The organism is Nitrosospira sp. TNL300 (assembly GCF_055385915.1).
In genome coordinates this window covers 3,097,279-3,114,831 of the sequence record NZ_AP041005.1, presented here as the reverse complement: position 1 = coordinate 3,114,831, position 17,553 = coordinate 3,097,279, and the positions used below count along the sequence as shown (strand labels likewise).

At 53.1% G+C, this 17,553-nt stretch carries 13 protein-coding genes; 11 read left to right on the top strand and 2 right to left on the bottom strand.

Features of this window, described 5'->3' with window-relative positions:
* Positions 1–7: 7 nt before the first annotated feature.
* On the top strand, positions 8–1,972 hold the full coding sequence (gene dsbD, locus ACZ5BW_RS14270) for a protein-disulfide reductase DsbD (RefSeq protein ID WP_464541109.1): 1,965 nt from the start codon (positions 8–10) through the stop codon (positions 1,970–1,972).
* Between the two features lie 110 nt (positions 1,973–2,082).
* The gene (locus tag ACZ5BW_RS14265) at positions 2,083–2,631 is read left to right on the top strand and encodes a TlpA family protein disulfide reductase (RefSeq protein WP_464541106.1); all 549 of its coding nucleotides are present in this window, start codon (positions 2,083–2,085) and stop codon (positions 2,629–2,631) included.
* A gap of 68 nt (positions 2,632–2,699) precedes the next feature.
* Here the strand turns inward: ACZ5BW_RS14265 and ACZ5BW_RS14260 are convergent, their stop codons facing one another.
* Positions 2,700–3,677 carry a sulfite exporter TauE/SafE family protein gene (locus ACZ5BW_RS14260; protein WP_464541104.1) on the bottom strand — a complete coding sequence of 326 codons (978 nt, stop codon included), beginning with the start codon at positions 3,675–3,677 and terminating at the stop codon, positions 2,700–2,702.
* A 131-nt stretch (positions 3,678–3,808) separates the two neighbouring features.
* Between ACZ5BW_RS14260 and ACZ5BW_RS14255 the strand changes: the two genes are divergently transcribed.
* Positions 3,809–4,180, top strand: a complete 372-nt coding sequence (locus ACZ5BW_RS14255) for a DUF2784 domain-containing protein (RefSeq protein ID WP_464541102.1) — start codon at positions 3,809–3,811, stop codon at positions 4,178–4,180.
* A gap of 141 nt (positions 4,181–4,321) precedes the next feature.
* Complete coding sequence (locus tag ACZ5BW_RS14250; protein ID WP_464541100.1) at positions 4,322–7,516, top strand: DUF748 domain-containing protein; 3,195 nt, start codon at positions 4,322–4,324, stop codon at positions 7,514–7,516.
* A gap of 129 nt (positions 7,517–7,645) precedes the next feature.
* Here the strand turns inward: ACZ5BW_RS14250 and ACZ5BW_RS14245 are convergent, their stop codons facing one another.
* Complete coding sequence (locus tag ACZ5BW_RS14245) at positions 7,646–9,325, bottom strand: OprO/OprP family phosphate-selective porin (RefSeq protein WP_464541098.1); 1,680 nt, start codon at positions 9,323–9,325, stop codon at positions 7,646–7,648.
* Between the two features lie 331 nt (positions 9,326–9,656).
* Between ACZ5BW_RS14245 and ACZ5BW_RS14240 the strand changes: the two genes are divergently transcribed.
* From ACZ5BW_RS14240 to prsR, 7 genes are all read left to right on the top strand, one after another.
* Positions 9,657–9,914 carry a DUF2024 family protein gene (locus tag ACZ5BW_RS14240; RefSeq protein WP_133669663.1) on the top strand — a complete coding sequence of 86 codons (258 nt, stop codon included), beginning with the start codon at positions 9,657–9,659 and terminating at the stop codon, positions 9,912–9,914.
* 72 nt (positions 9,915–9,986) lie between these two features.
* A complete protein-coding gene (locus ACZ5BW_RS14235) occupies positions 9,987–10,805 on the top strand; it encodes a S1 family peptidase (protein ID WP_464541096.1) in 819 nt (272 codons plus the stop codon).
* Positions 10,806–10,882: 77 nt separating this feature from the next.
* Positions 10,883–11,368, top strand: coding sequence for a response regulator (locus tag ACZ5BW_RS14230; protein ID WP_464541094.1), 486 nt, complete (start codon positions 10,883–10,885; stop codon positions 11,366–11,368).
* 27 nt (positions 11,369–11,395) lie between these two features.
* Positions 11,396–12,061: a LuxR C-terminal-related transcriptional regulator gene (locus tag ACZ5BW_RS14225; protein WP_464541092.1), complete on the top strand. Its 666-nt coding sequence runs from the start codon at positions 11,396–11,398 to the stop codon at positions 12,059–12,061.
* A 546-nt stretch (positions 12,062–12,607) separates the two neighbouring features.
* Positions 12,608–13,999, top strand: coding sequence for a TIGR03013 family XrtA/PEP-CTERM system glycosyltransferase (locus ACZ5BW_RS14220; protein WP_464541090.1), 1,392 nt, complete (start codon positions 12,608–12,610; stop codon positions 13,997–13,999).
* 22 nt (positions 14,000–14,021) lie between these two features.
* Positions 14,022–16,103, top strand: coding sequence for an XrtA/PEP-CTERM system histidine kinase PrsK (gene prsK, locus ACZ5BW_RS14215; protein ID WP_464541088.1), 2,082 nt, complete (start codon positions 14,022–14,024; stop codon positions 16,101–16,103).
* A 55-nt stretch (positions 16,104–16,158) separates the two neighbouring features.
* A complete protein-coding gene (gene prsR, locus ACZ5BW_RS14210) occupies positions 16,159–17,508 on the top strand; it encodes a PEP-CTERM-box response regulator transcription factor (protein WP_464541086.1) in 1,350 nt (449 codons plus the stop codon).
* The last annotated feature ends 45 nt before the right edge of the window (positions 17,509–17,553 follow it).

The window sequence follows — 17,553 nt, the reverse complement described above, 5'->3', positions numbered from 1 at the left end:
GGTTGTCATGCCCCTGAACCGATATAGCCGATATTTCCTGCTGCTTCTCTGCTTTTTCAGCACAAGCGTCTTTGCGGAAGAAGGAAAAACTTCCGGATTTCTTTCAGGCTTGCAGCAATTGCGCTCGACCTTCGATCAGAATCAGGAGGAGCAGGAATTGTTGCCACCAGACGAGGCTTTCAAGCTGAAGGTCAAGGTACGGGACGCAAATACGCTTGTGGCGCAGTTCGAGCCGGCGAAGAACTATTATCTGTACAAGGATAAAGTTGCGTTCAAACCGCAGACCCCCGGAACCACCGTCGAAAACATCTCCCTGCCGCGGGGAAAGATGAAAAGCGATGTGACCTTTGGTGAGGTCGAGGTTTTTCACGAGCCGTTTGAAGCGCTGATTTCCCTGAAGCGGGACGCACCATCGGCCGACAAGCTGACTCTTGTTGCCACTTATCAGGGTTGCAACGAGCCCATCGGTGTCTGCTATGCGCCCATAAGCAAGGTAATCGATCTGACGCTGCCGGTTGCAAAGGCAGCGGCTGGGGCGGTTGCCAATGCAGTGAGCACTGATGCATCCGCCGCAACAGGTACCGCCGGGGTACGAGTTGACGCCACTGACGAGTTGTTCCAGTCGAAGGATGGTTCGGCTGCCATCGAGACGGAATCGGCGGAAATCGAGAGAATGTTGCAGACCGGCAACTTCTGGCTGATTCTCACCGGCTTCTTCGGTATCGGCCTGCTTCTCTCCTTTACTCCCTGTGTATTTCCCATGTTCCCCATTCTGTCCGGCATTATCGCCAAAGGGGGGCAGCACGTTACCAAGCAGCGCGGATTCATCCTGGCGCTGGCCTACGTGCTTGGGATGGCTATTACTTACGCTATCGCCGGGGTGGCAGCGGGACTTTCCGGCGCAATGCTGTCGGCAACCCTTCAGAACGCATGGGTACTTGGTGCGTTCGCACTGATCTTTGTAACACTCGCATTTTCCATGTTCGGTTTCTATGAGCTGCAGCTTCCCACCTTTCTCCAGAGCAAGATTTCAGAAGAAGCCGGGCACCTCAAAGGGGGCCACCTGACCAGTGTATTCGGCATGGGCGCTTTGTCTGCGCTGATTGTCGGGCCGTGCGTAGCGGCCCCTCTTGCAGGTGCCCTGCTGTATATCAGCCAGACCCGCGATGTGGTGCTCGGGGGCTCGGCGCTCTTTGCCATGGCACTGGGCATGGGCCTGCCCTTGCTGTTGCTGGGCGCCTCCGCGGGCGCTCTTCTGCCGAAAGCAGGTGCATGGATGGAAGGGGTCAAGCAGTCGTTCGGGGTATTGCTGCTCGGGGTGGCAATATGGCTGATATCGCCGGTGATTCCTGCCGTGGCGCATATGCTGCTATGGGCAGCGCTGTTGATCGTGTCGGCCATTTACCTGCATGCCGTTGACCCGCTGCGGCCGGGTGCTTCCGGTTTTCAGAAATTCCTCAAGGGGGTGGGCATGATTGCCCTGCTGACGGGCATCGCCTTGCTCATCGGCGTGTTTTCCGGCAGCCGCGATATCCTGCAGCCTCTTTCAAGGCTGAATATTTCAGCGGGTGACATGGAAGGGGTAAAAAAGGACGGTATCAACTCAAACGAGCATTTGCCGTTCCAGAGAGTGAAGTCAGTGGCGGAGCTGAATCAGCAGATCCTCCAGTCGAGAAACAAATACGTAATGCTGGATTTTTATGCAGACTGGTGCATCTCCTGCAAGGAGATGGAGCGTTTCACCTTCACCGACGCAGCTGTCCAGGCGCGATTGAAGGACGTTGTGCTGCTGCAGGTTGATGTGACAGCAGGTACGCCTGAGGACATGGAGCTTCTCAAGCGCTTCAAGCTGTTCGGGCCTCCCGCCATTCTCTTCATGGACAAAGAGGGGCATCAAGTTCCCAACGTCAAGATCATCGGCTATCAGGACACGCAGGCTTTTCTGAAAATACTCAACGCGGTGCTGATTTAGTCTCCCACAGCGGCGCAATTTGATTGATCTGGAGTGCGAACAGGCAAGCCGGGCTCGTGAGTCGCGGTCGCCGGATCAGGATTTGAGGCTTATTTTTCTCGGGAATAACAATGACGAAATTGCGACAGGTATTGTTGTATACAGGCGTTGCCATACTTGCGGTGGCAGCAGGAGTCTTATTGCGCGGCCAGTTGGGGAGCAAGGATATGGCCGCTCCTGACGCCGCTGTGGCTGCTAAAGGCGCCGAAGCGATACTGGCGGCGAGTTTTCCTGATCTCGAGGGAAATATCCAGCCTGTTTCCCAGTGGCGGGGGAAAGTCATGGTGGTGAACTTCTGGGCGAGCTGGTGCGCGCCATGCCGCGAGGAAATACCCGAGTTTATCTCCTTTCAGGACAAATTTCGTGATAAGGGACTGGTCTTCGTAGGCATTGCGGTGGATCAGAAAGAAAGGGCGGCAGCATTCAGCAAGGAAATGGGCATCAATTATCCGGTCCTCGTGGGAGATATGAAAGCAATGCAGATCGCCGGTGCTGCGGGGAACATCCAGGGTGCGCTGCCTTTTACCGTCGTGATTGACCGGAACGGTAAAATGATCGGTAGCAAACTCGGTCGCCTGAGTGAGAGCAAGCTCGAATCCATGATCGGACCTTTACTTTAGGGAACCGCTGAACAGTCCCTCGCAGGCGCGGAAGATGGCATTTCGATTGTATTCCTCCGGCTTCTGCCCTAGCCTCCGAGCGCCCTGTACAGGTTATAAAGACTGGTTATAATGATCAGCGTGCCCACCAGTATGAGCAGGGTCTTCGCGTGCAGCTTTTTGCACAGAACTGCCGCAAACGGCGCGGCGAACAAACCTCCGAAGACCAGCCCCGCGATGATGGGCCATGTATTGGTTTCCATCAGCAAGGTGAAAACGGCGGCACCAGTCAGCGTCAGGAAGAATTCAGCGAAATTGACGGAGCCGATAGTCGTGCGTGGATCGTTTCCCGTACTGACCAGCGTGGATGTTACCACCGGCCCCCATCCGCCGCCTCCTGCCGCATCGACGAATCCGCCGAACAGGGCGAGCTTTCCCACATGCTTCGGCGGATCCTTGCGCAGGCGCAAAGACCGGAACGCTTTGCTCAGAATGTAAATTCCCAGCAGCAACAGATACGCGGAAACATAGGGTTTGAACAGGGCGCCATCGACCTGCGTCACCAGCACTGCTCCCAGGATACCGCCAAGGATGCCGGGCACGAGCAGCCGGACGAATAAATCCTTGTTCACGTTGCCGAACTTGACATGCGAAATGCCGGAAACGCCGGTGGTAAAAATCTCGGCGATATGGACGCTGGCGCTTGCAACCCCGGGTGTGGCGCCCGAAGCAAGCAGGAAAGTGGTGGCTGTTACTCCATAAGCCATTCCCAGAGCGCCATCCACGACCTGGGCGAAGAACCCGACTATCGCAGCATTCCAGAAAATGCTGCTGCCCAGGGTTTCGCCAATGATCTGCCAGCCCCCGAACCAGTTATTGGAAATAAAAAAACGACCGGCCAGAAAAAGGGTCAATACGATCAACACTGCGACGGCAAACCAGGCCGCCGCGTGAAGGAGCGGGTGAGTGCCGGGATGGGAGACCGGTTCCTCGACGGGAGGAATCCCCAATTGCTGATGTTCGATATTGATCGGGTTGCCTGACAGATCCAGGTTGCGAATCTTCATACCTTATTCCTGCCTCTTCTATAAGCGCAACACTATACCGACAGGCGTGAATATCCAGAAATAACCTAATAGAATATGTTTATTCTTTTGTTATTTTCGGGAGCGGATCAGTCCATAAACCTGTTCGACAGATGGCCGATATCATCCTAGTCATTCATTTTCTGTTCGTGTTGTTTGTCGTCGGCGGTCTGCCGCTGATCTGGGCAGGTAGCTGGATAGGGGCGAGCTTTGTGCGAAATCGGAGATTCCGGTTTGCCCATCTTGCCGCTATCCTGTACGTTACCGCCGAGTCCCTTCTTGGCGTGGTATGTCCGCTGACATGGCTGGAAGACGCGTTGCGTGGGAGGGCAACCGAAACAGATTTCATCGAGCGCTGGCTGCACCTCATCCTATTCCATGATCTTCCGGAATGGGTGTTTCTGGTAGCGTATGTGTTGTTCGCGCTCCTGGTGGTCATTACTTTCCGGCTCATTCCGCCGCAGCCGCGCCGCTCAGCGCGATGATTTCCGGTCGTAATTGACCCACTTTTCTGCACAGCGTAAAGTCATGCATAGAAAGAAAGTTCATGTACAAGGGAGGTTGAAGCCTCTACACCCTTTTATCCTTTTGCGCACCGGGCAGCTACTTTCCGAAAACTCTCATTCATGTCTTCCCTCACAACGTTCTTGCATCGCTTCATCAACCACCGCCGTTTCATAATCGGTCTGAGTGTTTTCGCCGGGATAATTATCCTGTTCGGTCTGCTCGGCTATTTCTGGTTGCCGGGATATGCCAAGGCGAAGCTGGAAGCCGTTTTATCGGATGTTCTGCACCGCCCCGTTACTGTACAGTCGATCGACATTCAGCCCTATACGCTGGAGTTGACGGTTCGTGGTTTTCGAATAGGCGAAAAAGAGACAAGCGTAGACGCAGACAAGAATCTTTTTTCCTTTGATGAACTTTACCTCGACCTGAGTGTTGCCTCTATTGCTCATCGCGCACCCGTGATCAGTTCGGTTTCGCTCAAAGGGCCCGCTGTGCGCCTCGTTCGTGAAGCGCAGCAGCAGTTCAATATCACCGACCTGATAGAAGACTTCATGAAACGGCCGAAAGAAGAGGAGGAAGAGCCCGGCAAGAGCATGTTCTCGGTACGGAATATTGTTATCGAAGACGGTCATTTCGAATTCGTCGACCATGTGAAAAAAAGTCAGCAGGAGATATCCGACATTCAAATCGGTGTGCCTTTCATCGCCAATTTCGAAAGCGCGGAGGAAACATGGGTGGAACCGCGCTTCAGCGCCAGGGTGAACGGTGCGCCGTTCAATCTTACCGGGAAGCTGCGGCCTTTCACCACAAATCGTGAAGCGACACTTGAGATCAGGTTGAGCGATGTGGATCTGACGCGTATAGACGAGTATTCCCCCATTCCAGTCGGCATTCGCCTTCTCTCCGGTTATTTTGACAGCGAGCTCTTGTTGACGTTTACCCAGGCCGATGGCCAATCGCCTGCCCTGGTTCTCACAGGCAATGCCGCATTAAAGAAGCTGAAAGTGGAGAATCATTCGGTGGAGGCGCCATATGCCGCCACGCTGGGCGAATTCAACGTTCAATTGACTGAAATAAACCTGAATGCAGTGAAGCCCTCGCGAGCTGCCGTAGTCTTGACGGAAATTGCGGTGTCGCCAGAAGGCAGCCCTGAACCCACACTCAACCTGCCGAAGCTTACGCTGGATGAGATCGTGGTCGATACCGGGCAGAAGAATGTCAGTCTCGGCGCTGCAACCCTGGATCGCTTCAATGCCTCATTGCAACGCCATAAAGATGGGCGGCTCGATCTTGCCAAGCTTTTTACTCCGACAAACAAGGCGGAAAAGGCATCCCAATCCTCTGCCCCTCCTTCTCCCAAAGCGGACACAGGTAAGCCATGGACGGTAAAACTTGGAAGCTTCAAGCTGGCGGATGCCGGACTGCGCTTTGAAGATGCCACTTTGCCGGACGTAGCCCCCATGGTGGTCAATGCCCTTGATCTGACAGTTAACCAGATCGACTTCAGCGGCGCAGCGCCATCCCAACTCGAGCTCAAGGCGGAAGTCAACAAAACAGGCAGCCTGGAAACAAAAGGGTCTCTTGCCTGGGCGCCGGTCGCAGCAGATCTGGCAGTAAATGCCAAGGATGTTGACCTTGTTGCATTGCAAGGCTGGGCCGGAGACCGGTTGAATGTGCTGTTCTCGCGCGGCGCGTTGTCCTTTCGTGGCAAGATCAAAGCCGATGGCGGCAAGGGGCAGAAGCGACCTGAGCGGGCACGGGGAGAAAAGGCATCGCCGTTAAAAGTGGCGGTGCGCGGGGATGGGAGGCTCACTAATTTCAACATGCTGGACAAGGCGGACGCCACCAACCTCATGCGTTGGCGAAGTGTCGATATCAAGGGGATCGAGTTTGCCAATGAGCCTCTCAGCATCAACGCCGCTTCGATCACGCTTACTGACTTTTTTGCCCATGTCGTCGTTACTCCCCGAGGCGAGTTGAATCTCAAATATATCGTGCGGCAAGAGGAAACAGCGGTTTCTCCCTCACAGGCTGCCGCCGCGCCGGCAACGACGCCCGAGCCGGAACCGGCGGACACGCCTGCTGAAATATCACCTGCGCCTGTCCCTTCGCAGCCACCCCCGCGCAAGAGCCTGCCTGTCCGCATAGGTCGTATCGTGATGCAGGGAGGACACGTCAATTTTCAGGATCAGTTCATCCAGCCCAACTATCGCGCCTACTTGACCGACCTGGCGGGACGCATAGGACCGCTCCATCCCCGAAAAGCCGGGGAAGTGGATATTCGCGGCGCGGTAGATAAAACGGCACCATTGAAAATCAACGGGTCGGTCGATGCTTTCGGCAGAGAACTCTCCCTTGATATTACGGCCTCGGCCAAAGGTATCGATATGCCTACGTTCAGCCCCTATTCCGGGAAATATATCGGATACGCAATCGAGAAAGGCAAACTATCGGTCGACGTCCACTATCATGTCGAACACGGCGAGTTAACAGCGGAAAACAGCATCTTCCTTGATCAATTGACTTTCGGTGAGAAAATCGAAAGTCCGGATGCACTATCGATTCCGGTCAACCTCGCATTGGCGCTGCTAAAAAACCGACGCGGAGAAATAGATATTCGTCTCCCTGTAAGCGGTTCCATCAACGATCCGAAATTCAGCCTGGGGGGATTAATCGTCAAGGCAATCCTCAACTTGCTGACCAAAGCAGCCACTGCGCCTTTCACGGTGCTCGGATCGCTTTTCGGGGGAGAAGAATTATCGGAGATCGATTTTCCCGCGGGCGAGGTAAAGATTCCGCCGGAGGCAGAAGAAAGACTCCAGAAGTTAGCCCAGGCACTGACAGATCGGCCAGCGCTCGATCTCGAGATCATCGGTCATGCCGATGCTTCGAGTGATCCGGAGCCTTTGAAGCGGCGCGTACTTGAACGCAAAATCAAGGCGGAGAAATTGTCAGTGGATATCAAAAAAGGAAAATCTTACGATTCTCTGGAAGATGTAATACTGGCACCGGAGGAATATGAAAAATACCTGGAGCAGGTTTACAAGGATGCCAAGTTCGAGAAGCCGAAAAACTTCATCGGTCTGACAAAAAGTCTGCCCACGGAAGAGATGGAGAAGCTGATGCTTGCCAACATCGACGCGGGTGATGCAGAACTACAGGAGCTTGCTGAAAGCCGGGCTATGAGCGCACGGGACTGGCTGATCGAGCATGGGGAAATCCCTGACGCTCGAATTTTCGTACTTTCGCCGAGAGTTGAAGCAGGGACGAACCGTGAGAAGCCGGGTAACCGCGTGGAGTTCTCGCTCAGGTAAGCTCTACTCAGCAGCAGCAGCAGCAGCAGCAGCAGCAGCGAGCATTTCCACTACCATCGGCAATGGAAATGCTCGCATGCCTGCCGTACGCGTAGGCTATTTATTGTGCCACTGTATCTTCCGGCGACTTTAAAAATCCACCTGAAAGCGTGTCAGCCACATATCAAGGTTGGCATTGTTAAATCCGGCACTGCGGTTGTCCGCCACGCCCGCAGTATTTATATCGAGAACATGGACATAATTGGTCATGACACGAATATTGGAATGGGGGTACCAGTTCAGGCCAAATCTTATGAGATTCGCCTTTCCACCCCTGATGACTCCATCATTCATATTCATGTAATCGTACCCCGCGGCAATTTCCCAGGCTCCCCAGCCCGGGCCATTGAGCTGAAAATCCTGAAAAGGCTTTATTCTGTTCCATGCGCCATTCTTGACGTGGTAGACACGGGACTCGCCGGTCAGGAAGTAGCTTAGGTAACCGTAGAAGCCGAACAGTGATTCTCCGCTATAACCATGACCGTTGATATCGGTTCGCAGGTACTCTCCCTGCGCAGAGAACGGACCATAGACCAGGGCAGTTTCCGCACCCCAGCGATTGTAGCTTTCCAACCGCCGCGAGTTCTGGTTGTTCTTGTTGCCGAAACTCAGGTTGCCAGTGTTCAGCACGTTGGTTCGGTCAACGTTGGCGCCCGGAAAAGATGCGAAACTCATTCCGCCATTGGCGAAGTCGCCATTTCCTAGGTATTGCGTATTGACCTGGGTATACGCTGCTGACACCCCTACATGCCAGAACTTGGTCTCGCTCTCCATCCAGGGTCTGCCGGAAATACGGCCGACTCCCTCCCAGCTGGTGTCGCCCGCACCATTACTGCGGCTGTTGTTACCATTGGGGTTGACTGACGTCCCGGAGTTGGAGCTTCCTAGCGGCTCGGTCTGGAAGGAGATTCCGGTTTGCCAGCGGGGCACCGCATAGTTGACGCCTATCCCGGTCTTGTAGACGTTGGGATTATCGAGAAATGTATTCACGGCCATATTCCGTTCGATAAACGTCAGAAAGCGGTTGCTGGTCGCTTCCTCCAGACTGAACGGCTCCTTGAACGATCCCACCTTTATTGATAACGGATTATCGAAGTTATAACGGATGAATGCGTCCGTGATCCCCGCCGTCACCGATCCGTTTCCACGGCTGAAGTCGTACTCGAACTTGTAGCCCCATCTTTTGAACATCGTGCCCTCCACACCCAGACGGGCACGCCGGAGATTGACGCCACTGTTCAGTTCATAAGGACGATCAGTGGGCGCGGGCGGCAGAACATCGTTGGTAATGTTATATTGCGAGTCGGCTTGCAGGCGTCCATTGATCTCGGCGGTAAAGTTGCCATCAGCACTTTCAAAATGATATCCAGGTCCATACTTCACCTTGACTTTTTCAGTTTGCTTGACCCGCTCTTCCAGTGATGCCATGTCGCTGACGAGACGCGCTTCCCGCATCTTCGCCTTCAATTCGATGTCTCTACGGGCTGCCATCAGTTCTGCCGGATCTGTTTTTCCGGCTGCTTCTCCCGCTATCCGACCATCTGAGTTTTCCATTGGTGCCTCAGCAGTTTTACTGGTTTTACCGGCATTTTTTGTCGCAGCATCCTCTTCCCTTGCGAAAGAGCCGATGTGCACACGTCCGGGTCCGGGTTTCGCATAGATTTGCTCTGTTTTGGTATCGACATAAAGATCAAGGGCGAAAGCTGCGGACCAAAAGCTTGAACCCAGGGCGGTGGTAGCGAGTGCCAGTGTAAGCCTGCGTAATTTCATCGGTTTATTCTCTTTTCGGATGTTTGATAAAAACCGAGGGGAGAATACGTCCGGAAGATGTCCGTTTCATTGCAGCTTTGTCACAGTTTTATGACAAACCTGATGATTTCGGGCCAAATCAGGCACCCTGAAAAGTGTTTGACATCATGTCAACCGCGCATAGTTTTGAACCGGAAGCGGCCCAGACAGGGGGGCAATATAATGAAGTGACATAGAAAAACAATGGCTCTGCATGCGCTACATTTCACTTTTTCTTTTGCCGTGATAGTCTATGTGCTGTTATTGAATTACCAACCCCGGTAAGACTTGAAACCATCGAAGAGGAAAGCTCATGGAAATGCATGTATATGACACTTGGGTGAAAGCCAAGGATGGCCGCACGATGCACTTTGACGTGTTCACAAACACGAGAGACGACAAGAAAGCGATCGAGTATGCGAAGCAGTGGCTGACTTCTATTGGCGAAGGCGATGCAACGGTCAGTAGCAGGGAATGCAGGTTCTGCCACAGCGAAAAGGCCCCTGCCAATGTCGAGGAGGCAATCAGCAAGGACGGCTACTTCATCTACAAGATGGAAGGATGCAGGTGAGCCTGCGGGCCGCTGCGCGAACAATCCAGAAAGAAATTGGAGGAGATCTCAGGGGATCGGTTGAAGTTGTAAATGAATTCAGTTCGAGGGAGGATACACATCCGCAAAGCTTTACTGGTTCTCCACATCGGCTCTGTTCAATGCCTCAGCGTTTTGGCGCTCATGTTCGTTACCCCGCTTTGGGGTAGCGACCTTGTCAAGACCATTGAACGTGTCAAGCCCTCGATCGTAGGGGTGGGTACTTTCCAGAAAACACGTTCACCTGCTCTGAATTTCCTCGGAACCGGTTTTGTATTGAATGATGGCCTCCATGTGGTTACGAATGCCCATGTTGTTCCCGAGGTGCTGGACGTTGCCAATCATGAGTCATATACCGTCATTACCGGCAAGGGAAAACAAGGCGAACTCAGGTCCGCCACTATTGCAGCCATCGACAAGGAGCACGATCTGGCGGTGCTCAGAATTTCCGGCGAGGCTTTGCCAGCCATGGAACTGGGAGATGCGCGCAAGGTGCGCGAAGGGCAGGATCTAGTGTTCACCGGCTTCCCGATCGGGATGATTCTTGGATTTTACCCGGTTACCCATCGTGCCATGGTTTCATCCATCACGCCGATTATTTTGCCCGCGCATAATTCGCGGCAGCTCGACGCGAAGATGATCAACCAGTTACAAAAGCCCATTTATGCAGTTTTTCAGCTCGACGGCACTGCGTATCCGGGCAATAGCGGGAGCCCGCTTTATGATCCCGAGTCCGGGGTGGTCTATGGCGTAATCAACATGGTATTCGTAAAAGGGAAGAAGGAGGCGGCGCTCAGCAATCCGAGCGGCATAACGTATGCTATCCCTGCGACCTATATCCAGGAACTGCTTCATCGCATCGAACCGGAGTAAAGACGTGATTGAAAACTGCTCATACCAGCATATCGGCTGATTTCTGGATAGTTGAGAAGTAACTGGAAGGAGAAACAATGCAAACCGTTACCGTGGCAATAGCGGATACCGACCCCTGCAGGCGTGCGAAATTGGAACAGTCTTTGCAGGGAGGGTCGGGCATCGAGGTGTTGACAGATGTGATGTCCGACGGGGATGGCATCCCTGCAGGCCATGAGCATGAACCTCATAAAAACCCTGTATCAACTGAAGATGTAGTTGCCAGGATTACCCAACTCAAGCCGCGTATTCTTTTTGTCAATCTCGATTTATCCATTGAAAGGGAATGCGCGCTGCTGGAAGCTTTACACCGGACCTGCCCCGAAACGCTCGTGTTACTGCTGACCGATAAATCGGTTCAGGAGGAGCAGGTCATCCAGGCTCTGGCGAATGGGGCGCGCGGCTGTCTGAGCCACGAGGCTGATCCTTTTCATTTTTTGAAGGCGGTTCGTGTCGTGGACAGCGGCGAAATCTGGGTGACACGGCGGATGCTGGGCAAGATAATGGATAGAGTGCTGCACTGATGATTCGCTTTTTTCCGGGAGAACTTCTTGATCCTGCTGGCTAGCGCTTCTCAGGACGATCTGTATCATTGGGAACAGGGGGTGCGTACCCTGTCCCCAATATTCTGCTCGACCAATCTTGAATCTCTCAAGGTCGAACTGGCTCGCTTGAAGCCTTCAGTCCTGCTGCTGGATTATGACTTGCCGCAATTGAACGCTCCAGGTGGAATTTCGGCGCTTATAAAATTGCACCCGGAGGCTAAGGTGATAGTCTTGAGTCGCTCCCTCCCGGACGAGGCCGAGTGGGCGTTGTTCAGAACCGGTGTCAAGGGAGTCTGCCGACGCGATATCGATGGGGAGCAGCTACAAAGTGTGGTGACAGCGGTGCAGCGCGGTGAACTTTGGATTCGAAGAACGCTCAGCTGGCATCTGCTGAATGAGCTTGTTACCATCACCCAGGAAAAGACCAAAATAAAACAGGCGGTTGGAGATCTGCTTGCCAATTTGACTCAACGTGAATATGAAATTGCAACGCTTGTGGGAAACGGTGAAACGAACAAGCAGATTGCCCGCCGGCTGGATATTACGGAGCGCACGGTAAAAGCTCACCTGACGGAAGTCTTTCGCAAGCTGGATATTGCCGACCGGCTCAAGCTGGCTTTGATTGTCAAAGGATCCCTCTACCCCGGAGACTCCTCGAAAATGAGCCATTGAGTGTTTCGCATCCGCGGCCAGATTTCGCTCAATAGCCAATAGCCAATAGGCTGTCCAATACTTCAACCCCGATATCCTTTTCACCTCTGGTTCCTGCTGGTTTTTGTTCCATTTCTCCTTTCCATGTTTTCGCAGTGTTTGATGCGGAATGACCGCAGCGCCCGAACGATGCCTTTCCGGCTCTCGATGTACTAAAGTCCAATTGTCCCTGCTGTAGAAATTGATATGATGTAGCGTATCCAGTTCGGAAAACGGACACTCCTTCGAAGAATGTCTCCTATAAATGTCTCCTATAATCCAGGAAGTTGGATACTTATGAGCGCAGGAATGACGTCATGCGCCGCTACTGGCATCGGAGAATTGAATGGACGGCCCAGCAGTACTTTAAGCAGTGCGTTTAAGCCGGCAGATAATTTTTCGCACGTGTCGGGCCTGAAATCTTCCGGCCAGATCTTCGGTCGACAAAAGGAAAGAGACGGCTGAAAGAAGCGGCGCGAGCTGTCTTGCCCATTGTTGCTCATTGCGGCACAGGATGAGGAGTGAAAATTGTTTCGTATTTCTAATCATTACATATCAAGAACGGTAGTCCTGCTCATCGGCGCGGAAGTATTCGCACTGATGCTCGTAGTGTATCTTGGAACAGGCCTTCGTTTTTTTAACTACGTTGAACCATTTTCTCTCTCCTCCCTGCTTCCGGAAGCTGCCACCTTTGCTTTTGTCATGATCCTGTGCATGGCCGCGATGGGACTGTATCAGCTCGATTCGCGGCTGGATATGAAGGATACTCTGTTCCGCCTGATGCCATCCTTACTGGCCGGATTCGGGATCATGACCCTGATATTCTATCTGGTGCCCGATCTCTATCTTGGGCGAGGTATATTGGGACTGGTAATGCTCCTTGCCTTTTCCGGCATTCTCCTGATGCGTGCGGCTTTCCTTAAATGGTCGAGCCTGCGGCTTCTCGAATCCCAGGCCATTGTGCTGGGAATAGGCGGAAGGGCCCGGGAGTTCGTCGATCGGGCGAAAGATGGTTCCAGGCACCGGGGCCTGAAGATCGTTGGTTTCGTTCCCCTGCCCGATGAAGAGTTGCAGGTCCCGGCCTCTTCGGTATTGCCCAGAGTGGATTCCCTGATGTCCCTTGTGAACCGCCTCAAGGTGAGGGAGATCATCATCGCAATCCAGGAACGCAGAGGAGGATGCTTCCCGATACAGGATTTGCTGGAATGCAAGCTGAACGGTGTCAAGGTTACTGATTCAGCCGCTTTTTTCGAGCGTGAACAAGGCAAGATTCGCGTCAATTCCCTTTACCCGAGTTGGCTGATTTTTGGCGGAGGATTCGATCAGAGTCCCCTCCGAACTGCTATCAAGCGTGTTTTCGATGTGGTTGCGAGCAGCATACTGTTGATTATTACGTTACCCGTCATGATTGTCACTGCCCTCTGTATTCTTCTGGAGGATGGCAGCCCGGTTTTTTACCGCCAGGAAAGGGTGGGAAAGGGCGGTAAGACCTTTATGGTCGCCAAATTTCGCAGCATGCGGAATGATGCCGAGAAGGGGGGAAAGCCGCAGTGGGCGCTGACAAATGATCCGCGAGTGACACGTGTCGGTAGAATTATCCGCAAACTGAGGATCGATGAGCTTCCCCAGATATTCAACGTGCTTAACGGGGATATGAGCTTCGTCGGGCCACGTCCGGAGAGACCTTATTTCGTGAACCGGTTGATTGCGGAAGTTCCCTATTACAACGTCAGGCACAGCGTAAAACCGGGAATAACGGGATGGGCGCAAGTCCGCTATCAATATGGAGCCTCAGTGGAAGACGCGATCGAAAAGCTTCAGTACGATCTCTACTATGTGAAGAACCACAGTTTGTTCCTTGATGTCATTATCCTGATAGAAACCATCGAGGTTGTCCTGTTAGGCAAGGGTGGAAGATGATTTTGAGGAACTATAGCCCGAGATGCTGACGACGGTAGCCACCGCCAGCTATGCAATGGCTGGAATGGGGTATCTGGTCTTGGCTGCGCTCCTGCTTACAAGCTGGCGAGGGCGGCTGCATGGCATGATGCTCCTTGTCGCATGCCTGCTTTCGGTACTATGGTCCGTTTTCTTTGCTTATCAGGCAAACCAGAATGCTCCTCTTTCCCTTTCATCGGATATGCTGGAGATTCTCAGAAATGCTGGATGGACAGGCTTTCTGATCGTACTGCTGGGACTTCACCAGCAGGAAAAAAACTCCTCCGGCACAAGAACTTCCCCAGCTCTCACGGCCATTGCGTTGCTATATGCCGGTTGTCTTTTTGTGGCGGCGTATTCCCACGAGAAGGATGACTTGGCGTTCCACGCAACGACTGACTTCACGAGCAATATTGTCGGAAGTCTTGCCATGGCCATACTGGGCATGATCCTCGTCGAGCAGGTTTATCGTAACACCCCTCTACGACAGCGATGGGGCATAAAGTTTGCGTGTCTCGGTATCGGGGGTATCTTTGCTTACGATTTTTACCTCTACAGCGATGCTTTGCTTCTCAAGCAGATCAATCCCGAGATATGGGCAGCACGTGGAATAATCAATGCCCTGGTCGTTCCGCTTATCGCGGTTTCTGCTGCGCGCAATCCCGACTGGTCGCTGGGGATCGCCGTGTCGCGCCGAATTCTTTTCTACTCGGCTGCATTGTTCGGCGCCGCTGCTTATTTGCTGGCAATGGCTGCCACCGGTTACTACCTTCGATTTTTCGGAGGAAGCTGGGGTACTGTCATGCAGGTCAGTTTCCTGTTTGGCGCAATCGTTCTTCTTCTGGCGGTGCTATTCTCCGGAACGCTGCGCTCCTGGCTCAGGGTCTTCATCAGTAAGCATTTTTTCAGTTACAACTATGACTATCGGGAAGAATGGCTGCATTTTACCCGCACTCTCGCTGAAGGCGAGCATGGGCTGGAGGAGCGCGTGATCCAGGCTCTGGCACAACTGGTGGAAAGCCCGGGCGGAAGCTTGTGGATACGAAAGGAATCGGGAATCTTCGAGCCTGTCGCGCATTTGAATATACCGCCGGCAGGCGGGGCGGAGTCATCAAGCAGCCCCTTCTGTCAATTTCTGGAAAACAAAGAGTGGGTAATCGATCTGGGAGAATACGCAGCAGGTCCCGAGAAGTACGCAATCCCTCTACCCCAATGGCTGCACGCAATTTCCAGAGCCTGGCTGGTCGTGCCGCTGATTCAGCATCGAAAATTGTTCGGCTTCGTAGTGCTGGTCCAACCGCGGAGCAAGGTCAAGTTGAACTGGGAAGTAAGCGACCTGCTCAAGGTCGCCGGGAAACAGGCAGCAAGTTATCTGGCGCAGCACGAGGCCGCGAATGCCCTGATGGTTGCGCGCCAGTTCGAGTCTTTCAACCGGATGTCGACTTTTGTCGTGCATGATCTGAAGAATCTCGTTTCACAGTTGTCCCTCTTGCTCTCGAATGCCGAGAAGCACAGGAAAAATCCCGAATTTCAGCAGGACATGATAGAAACAGTATATCTCTCGGTGCAAAAGATGAGGCGTCTCCTGGAAAAATTGAGCAGTGGCGATTCGCCGGAGAAGCCCGCTCCCCTCGTTATTGCCGAGTTGCTGCAGGAAGCGGTGAAAAGCAAGTCCATTACCGAGCCCAAACCTGTTCTTGAGATACTGGATCCTGACCTTTCCGTATATGCAAATGTTGGCCGCCTGGAGCGCGTAGTTGGTCATCTCATTCAAAATGCAATTGAAGCCACTGCGCGCAATGGAAAAGTGTGGGTTCGGCTAATGCGAAAGAATGATTTTGCCGTAATAGAAATAAAAGACACAGGACGTGGCATGAGCGAGAAATTCATCCGTGAAAAGCTGTTCAAGCCTTTCGAATCCACCAAGTCGGCAGGCATGGGAATAGGTGTTTTTGAAAGCAGGGAGTACGTTTCCGAATTGGGGGGGGAGCTGGAAGTCAGCAGCAGTGCCTCGAGTGGTACGGTTTTCCGGATCATTCTGCCCCTTTATGAAGCGCGGCCTGCGGGCATTCAGAAGGCCGGCTGATTTAATGAATTCGAGGGACCGTAATACACCGTAACACCGGTAATAAGAGGATTGGATGAGTCAGGATAAGAAGAGTCTGTTGGTAATCGAGGATGACCCTGGATTGCAACGCCAATTGCGCTGGAGCTTCGATGCTTATGAAGTGTTGGTGGCAAGCGATCGCGAAAGCGCGCTTGCTCTGGTCAGACGGCATGAGCCCGCCGTTGTTACCATGGACCTGGGGCTTCCTCCCGATCCGGATGGCGCTTCGGAAGGCTTGGCTACGTTGGAACAGATACTTGAACTGGTGCCGGATACGAAGGTAATTGTCCTCACCGGGAATCAGGACCATGGAAATGCTCTCAAGGCTATCGCTGCAGGGGCTTATGACTTTCATCAGAAGCCTTTTGATCCCAATATCCTGAGCCTGGTGATAGAACGGGCATACTATCTCTATGCTCTGCAGCAGGAGAATCGCAAGCTGTTGCAGGCCCAGATGAACTCTCCCATCAGCGGCCTCATAACCCGCGATCCCGTTTTGAGCAAGGTATGCCGCAACGTGGAAAAAGTCGCACCCTCGGATGCTACGGTTATACTGCTGGGCGAGAGTGGTACCGGCAAGGAAATTCTAGTGCGGGCGCTGCATCAGTTGAGCGCCAGGCGGGAGAAGCGCTTCATGGCCATTAATTGTGCAGCCATCCCGGAGTCGTTGCTGGAAAGTGAATTGTTCGGCTATGAAAAGGGTGCTTATACGGGAGCAGTCAAGCAGACGCCCGGAAAAATCGAGCTTGCGCACGAAGGCAGTTTTTTTCTCGACGAAGTGGGTGATCTGCCCATGCCCTTGCAGGCAAAGCTTCTCCGTTTTTTGCAGGAAAGGGTGATCGAGCGAATAGGTGGTCGGAAGGAAATACCCGTGGACGTGCGCGTGGTATGCGCCACTCATCAGAATCTCAAGAAACTGATCGAGGATGGACGTTTTCGCGAAGATTTGTATTACCGCTTGAGTGAAATCGTGATAACCATTCCCCCCTTGCGGCAGCGGGTGGGGGATGCCGCGCTGCTTGCCCATCATTTCAAGAACAAGTTTTGCATGCAGGAGAAACGTTCCTCTCTGAATTTCAGCCAGGAAGCGCTGGCTGCCATTGAAAGTCATTCGTGGCCTGGCAACGTGCGTGAAATGGAGAACTGTATAAAGCGCGCAGTCATCATGGCAGAGGGCTCGGTAATCGGCGCGGATGATCTGGGCCTGTATAGCACAAGTGCAGCTGAGCCTATCAATCTTCGCCAGATACGGGACAGGGCAGAATGCGGTGCGCTGATGAAAGCATTGGCGAGAGTAGACGGGAACGTGGTGAAGGCGGCTGAATTACTGGGCGTCAGTCGTCCCACTATTTATGATCTGATGAATCGTCACGGTTTGAAGTAATACCATGCAGACGTGCATTCCCCATCAAAATTACAGTCAACAGGC

Coding starts and splice junctions, on each gene's coding strand:
- ACZ5BW_RS14245 (WP_464541098.1), bottom strand. CDS start 9,325: ATGAAATTACGCAGGCTTACACTGGCACTCGCTACCACCGCCCTGGGT.
- dsbD (WP_464541109.1), top strand. CDS start 8: ATGCCCCTGAACCGATATAGCCGATATTTCCTGCTGCTTCTCTGCTTT.
- ACZ5BW_RS14235 (WP_464541096.1), top strand. CDS start 9,987: ATGAATTCAGTTCGAGGGAGGATACACATCCGCAAAGCTTTACTGGTT.
- ACZ5BW_RS14255 (WP_464541102.1), top strand. CDS start 3,809: ATGGCCGATATCATCCTAGTCATTCATTTTCTGTTCGTGTTGTTTGTC.
- prsK (WP_464541088.1), top strand. CDS start 14,022: ATGCTGACGACGGTAGCCACCGCCAGCTATGCAATGGCTGGAATGGGG.
- ACZ5BW_RS14260 (WP_464541104.1), bottom strand. CDS start 3,677: ATGAAGATTCGCAACCTGGATCTGTCAGGCAACCCGATCAATATCGAA.
- ACZ5BW_RS14265 (WP_464541106.1), top strand. CDS start 2,083: ATGACGAAATTGCGACAGGTATTGTTGTATACAGGCGTTGCCATACTT.
- ACZ5BW_RS14230 (WP_464541094.1), top strand. CDS start 10,883: ATGCAAACCGTTACCGTGGCAATAGCGGATACCGACCCCTGCAGGCGT.
- prsR (WP_464541086.1), top strand. CDS start 16,159: ATGAGTCAGGATAAGAAGAGTCTGTTGGTAATCGAGGATGACCCTGGA.
- ACZ5BW_RS14240 (WP_133669663.1), top strand. CDS start 9,657: ATGGAAATGCATGTATATGACACTTGGGTGAAAGCCAAGGATGGCCGC.
- ACZ5BW_RS14250 (WP_464541100.1), top strand. CDS start 4,322: ATGTCTTCCCTCACAACGTTCTTGCATCGCTTCATCAACCACCGCCGT.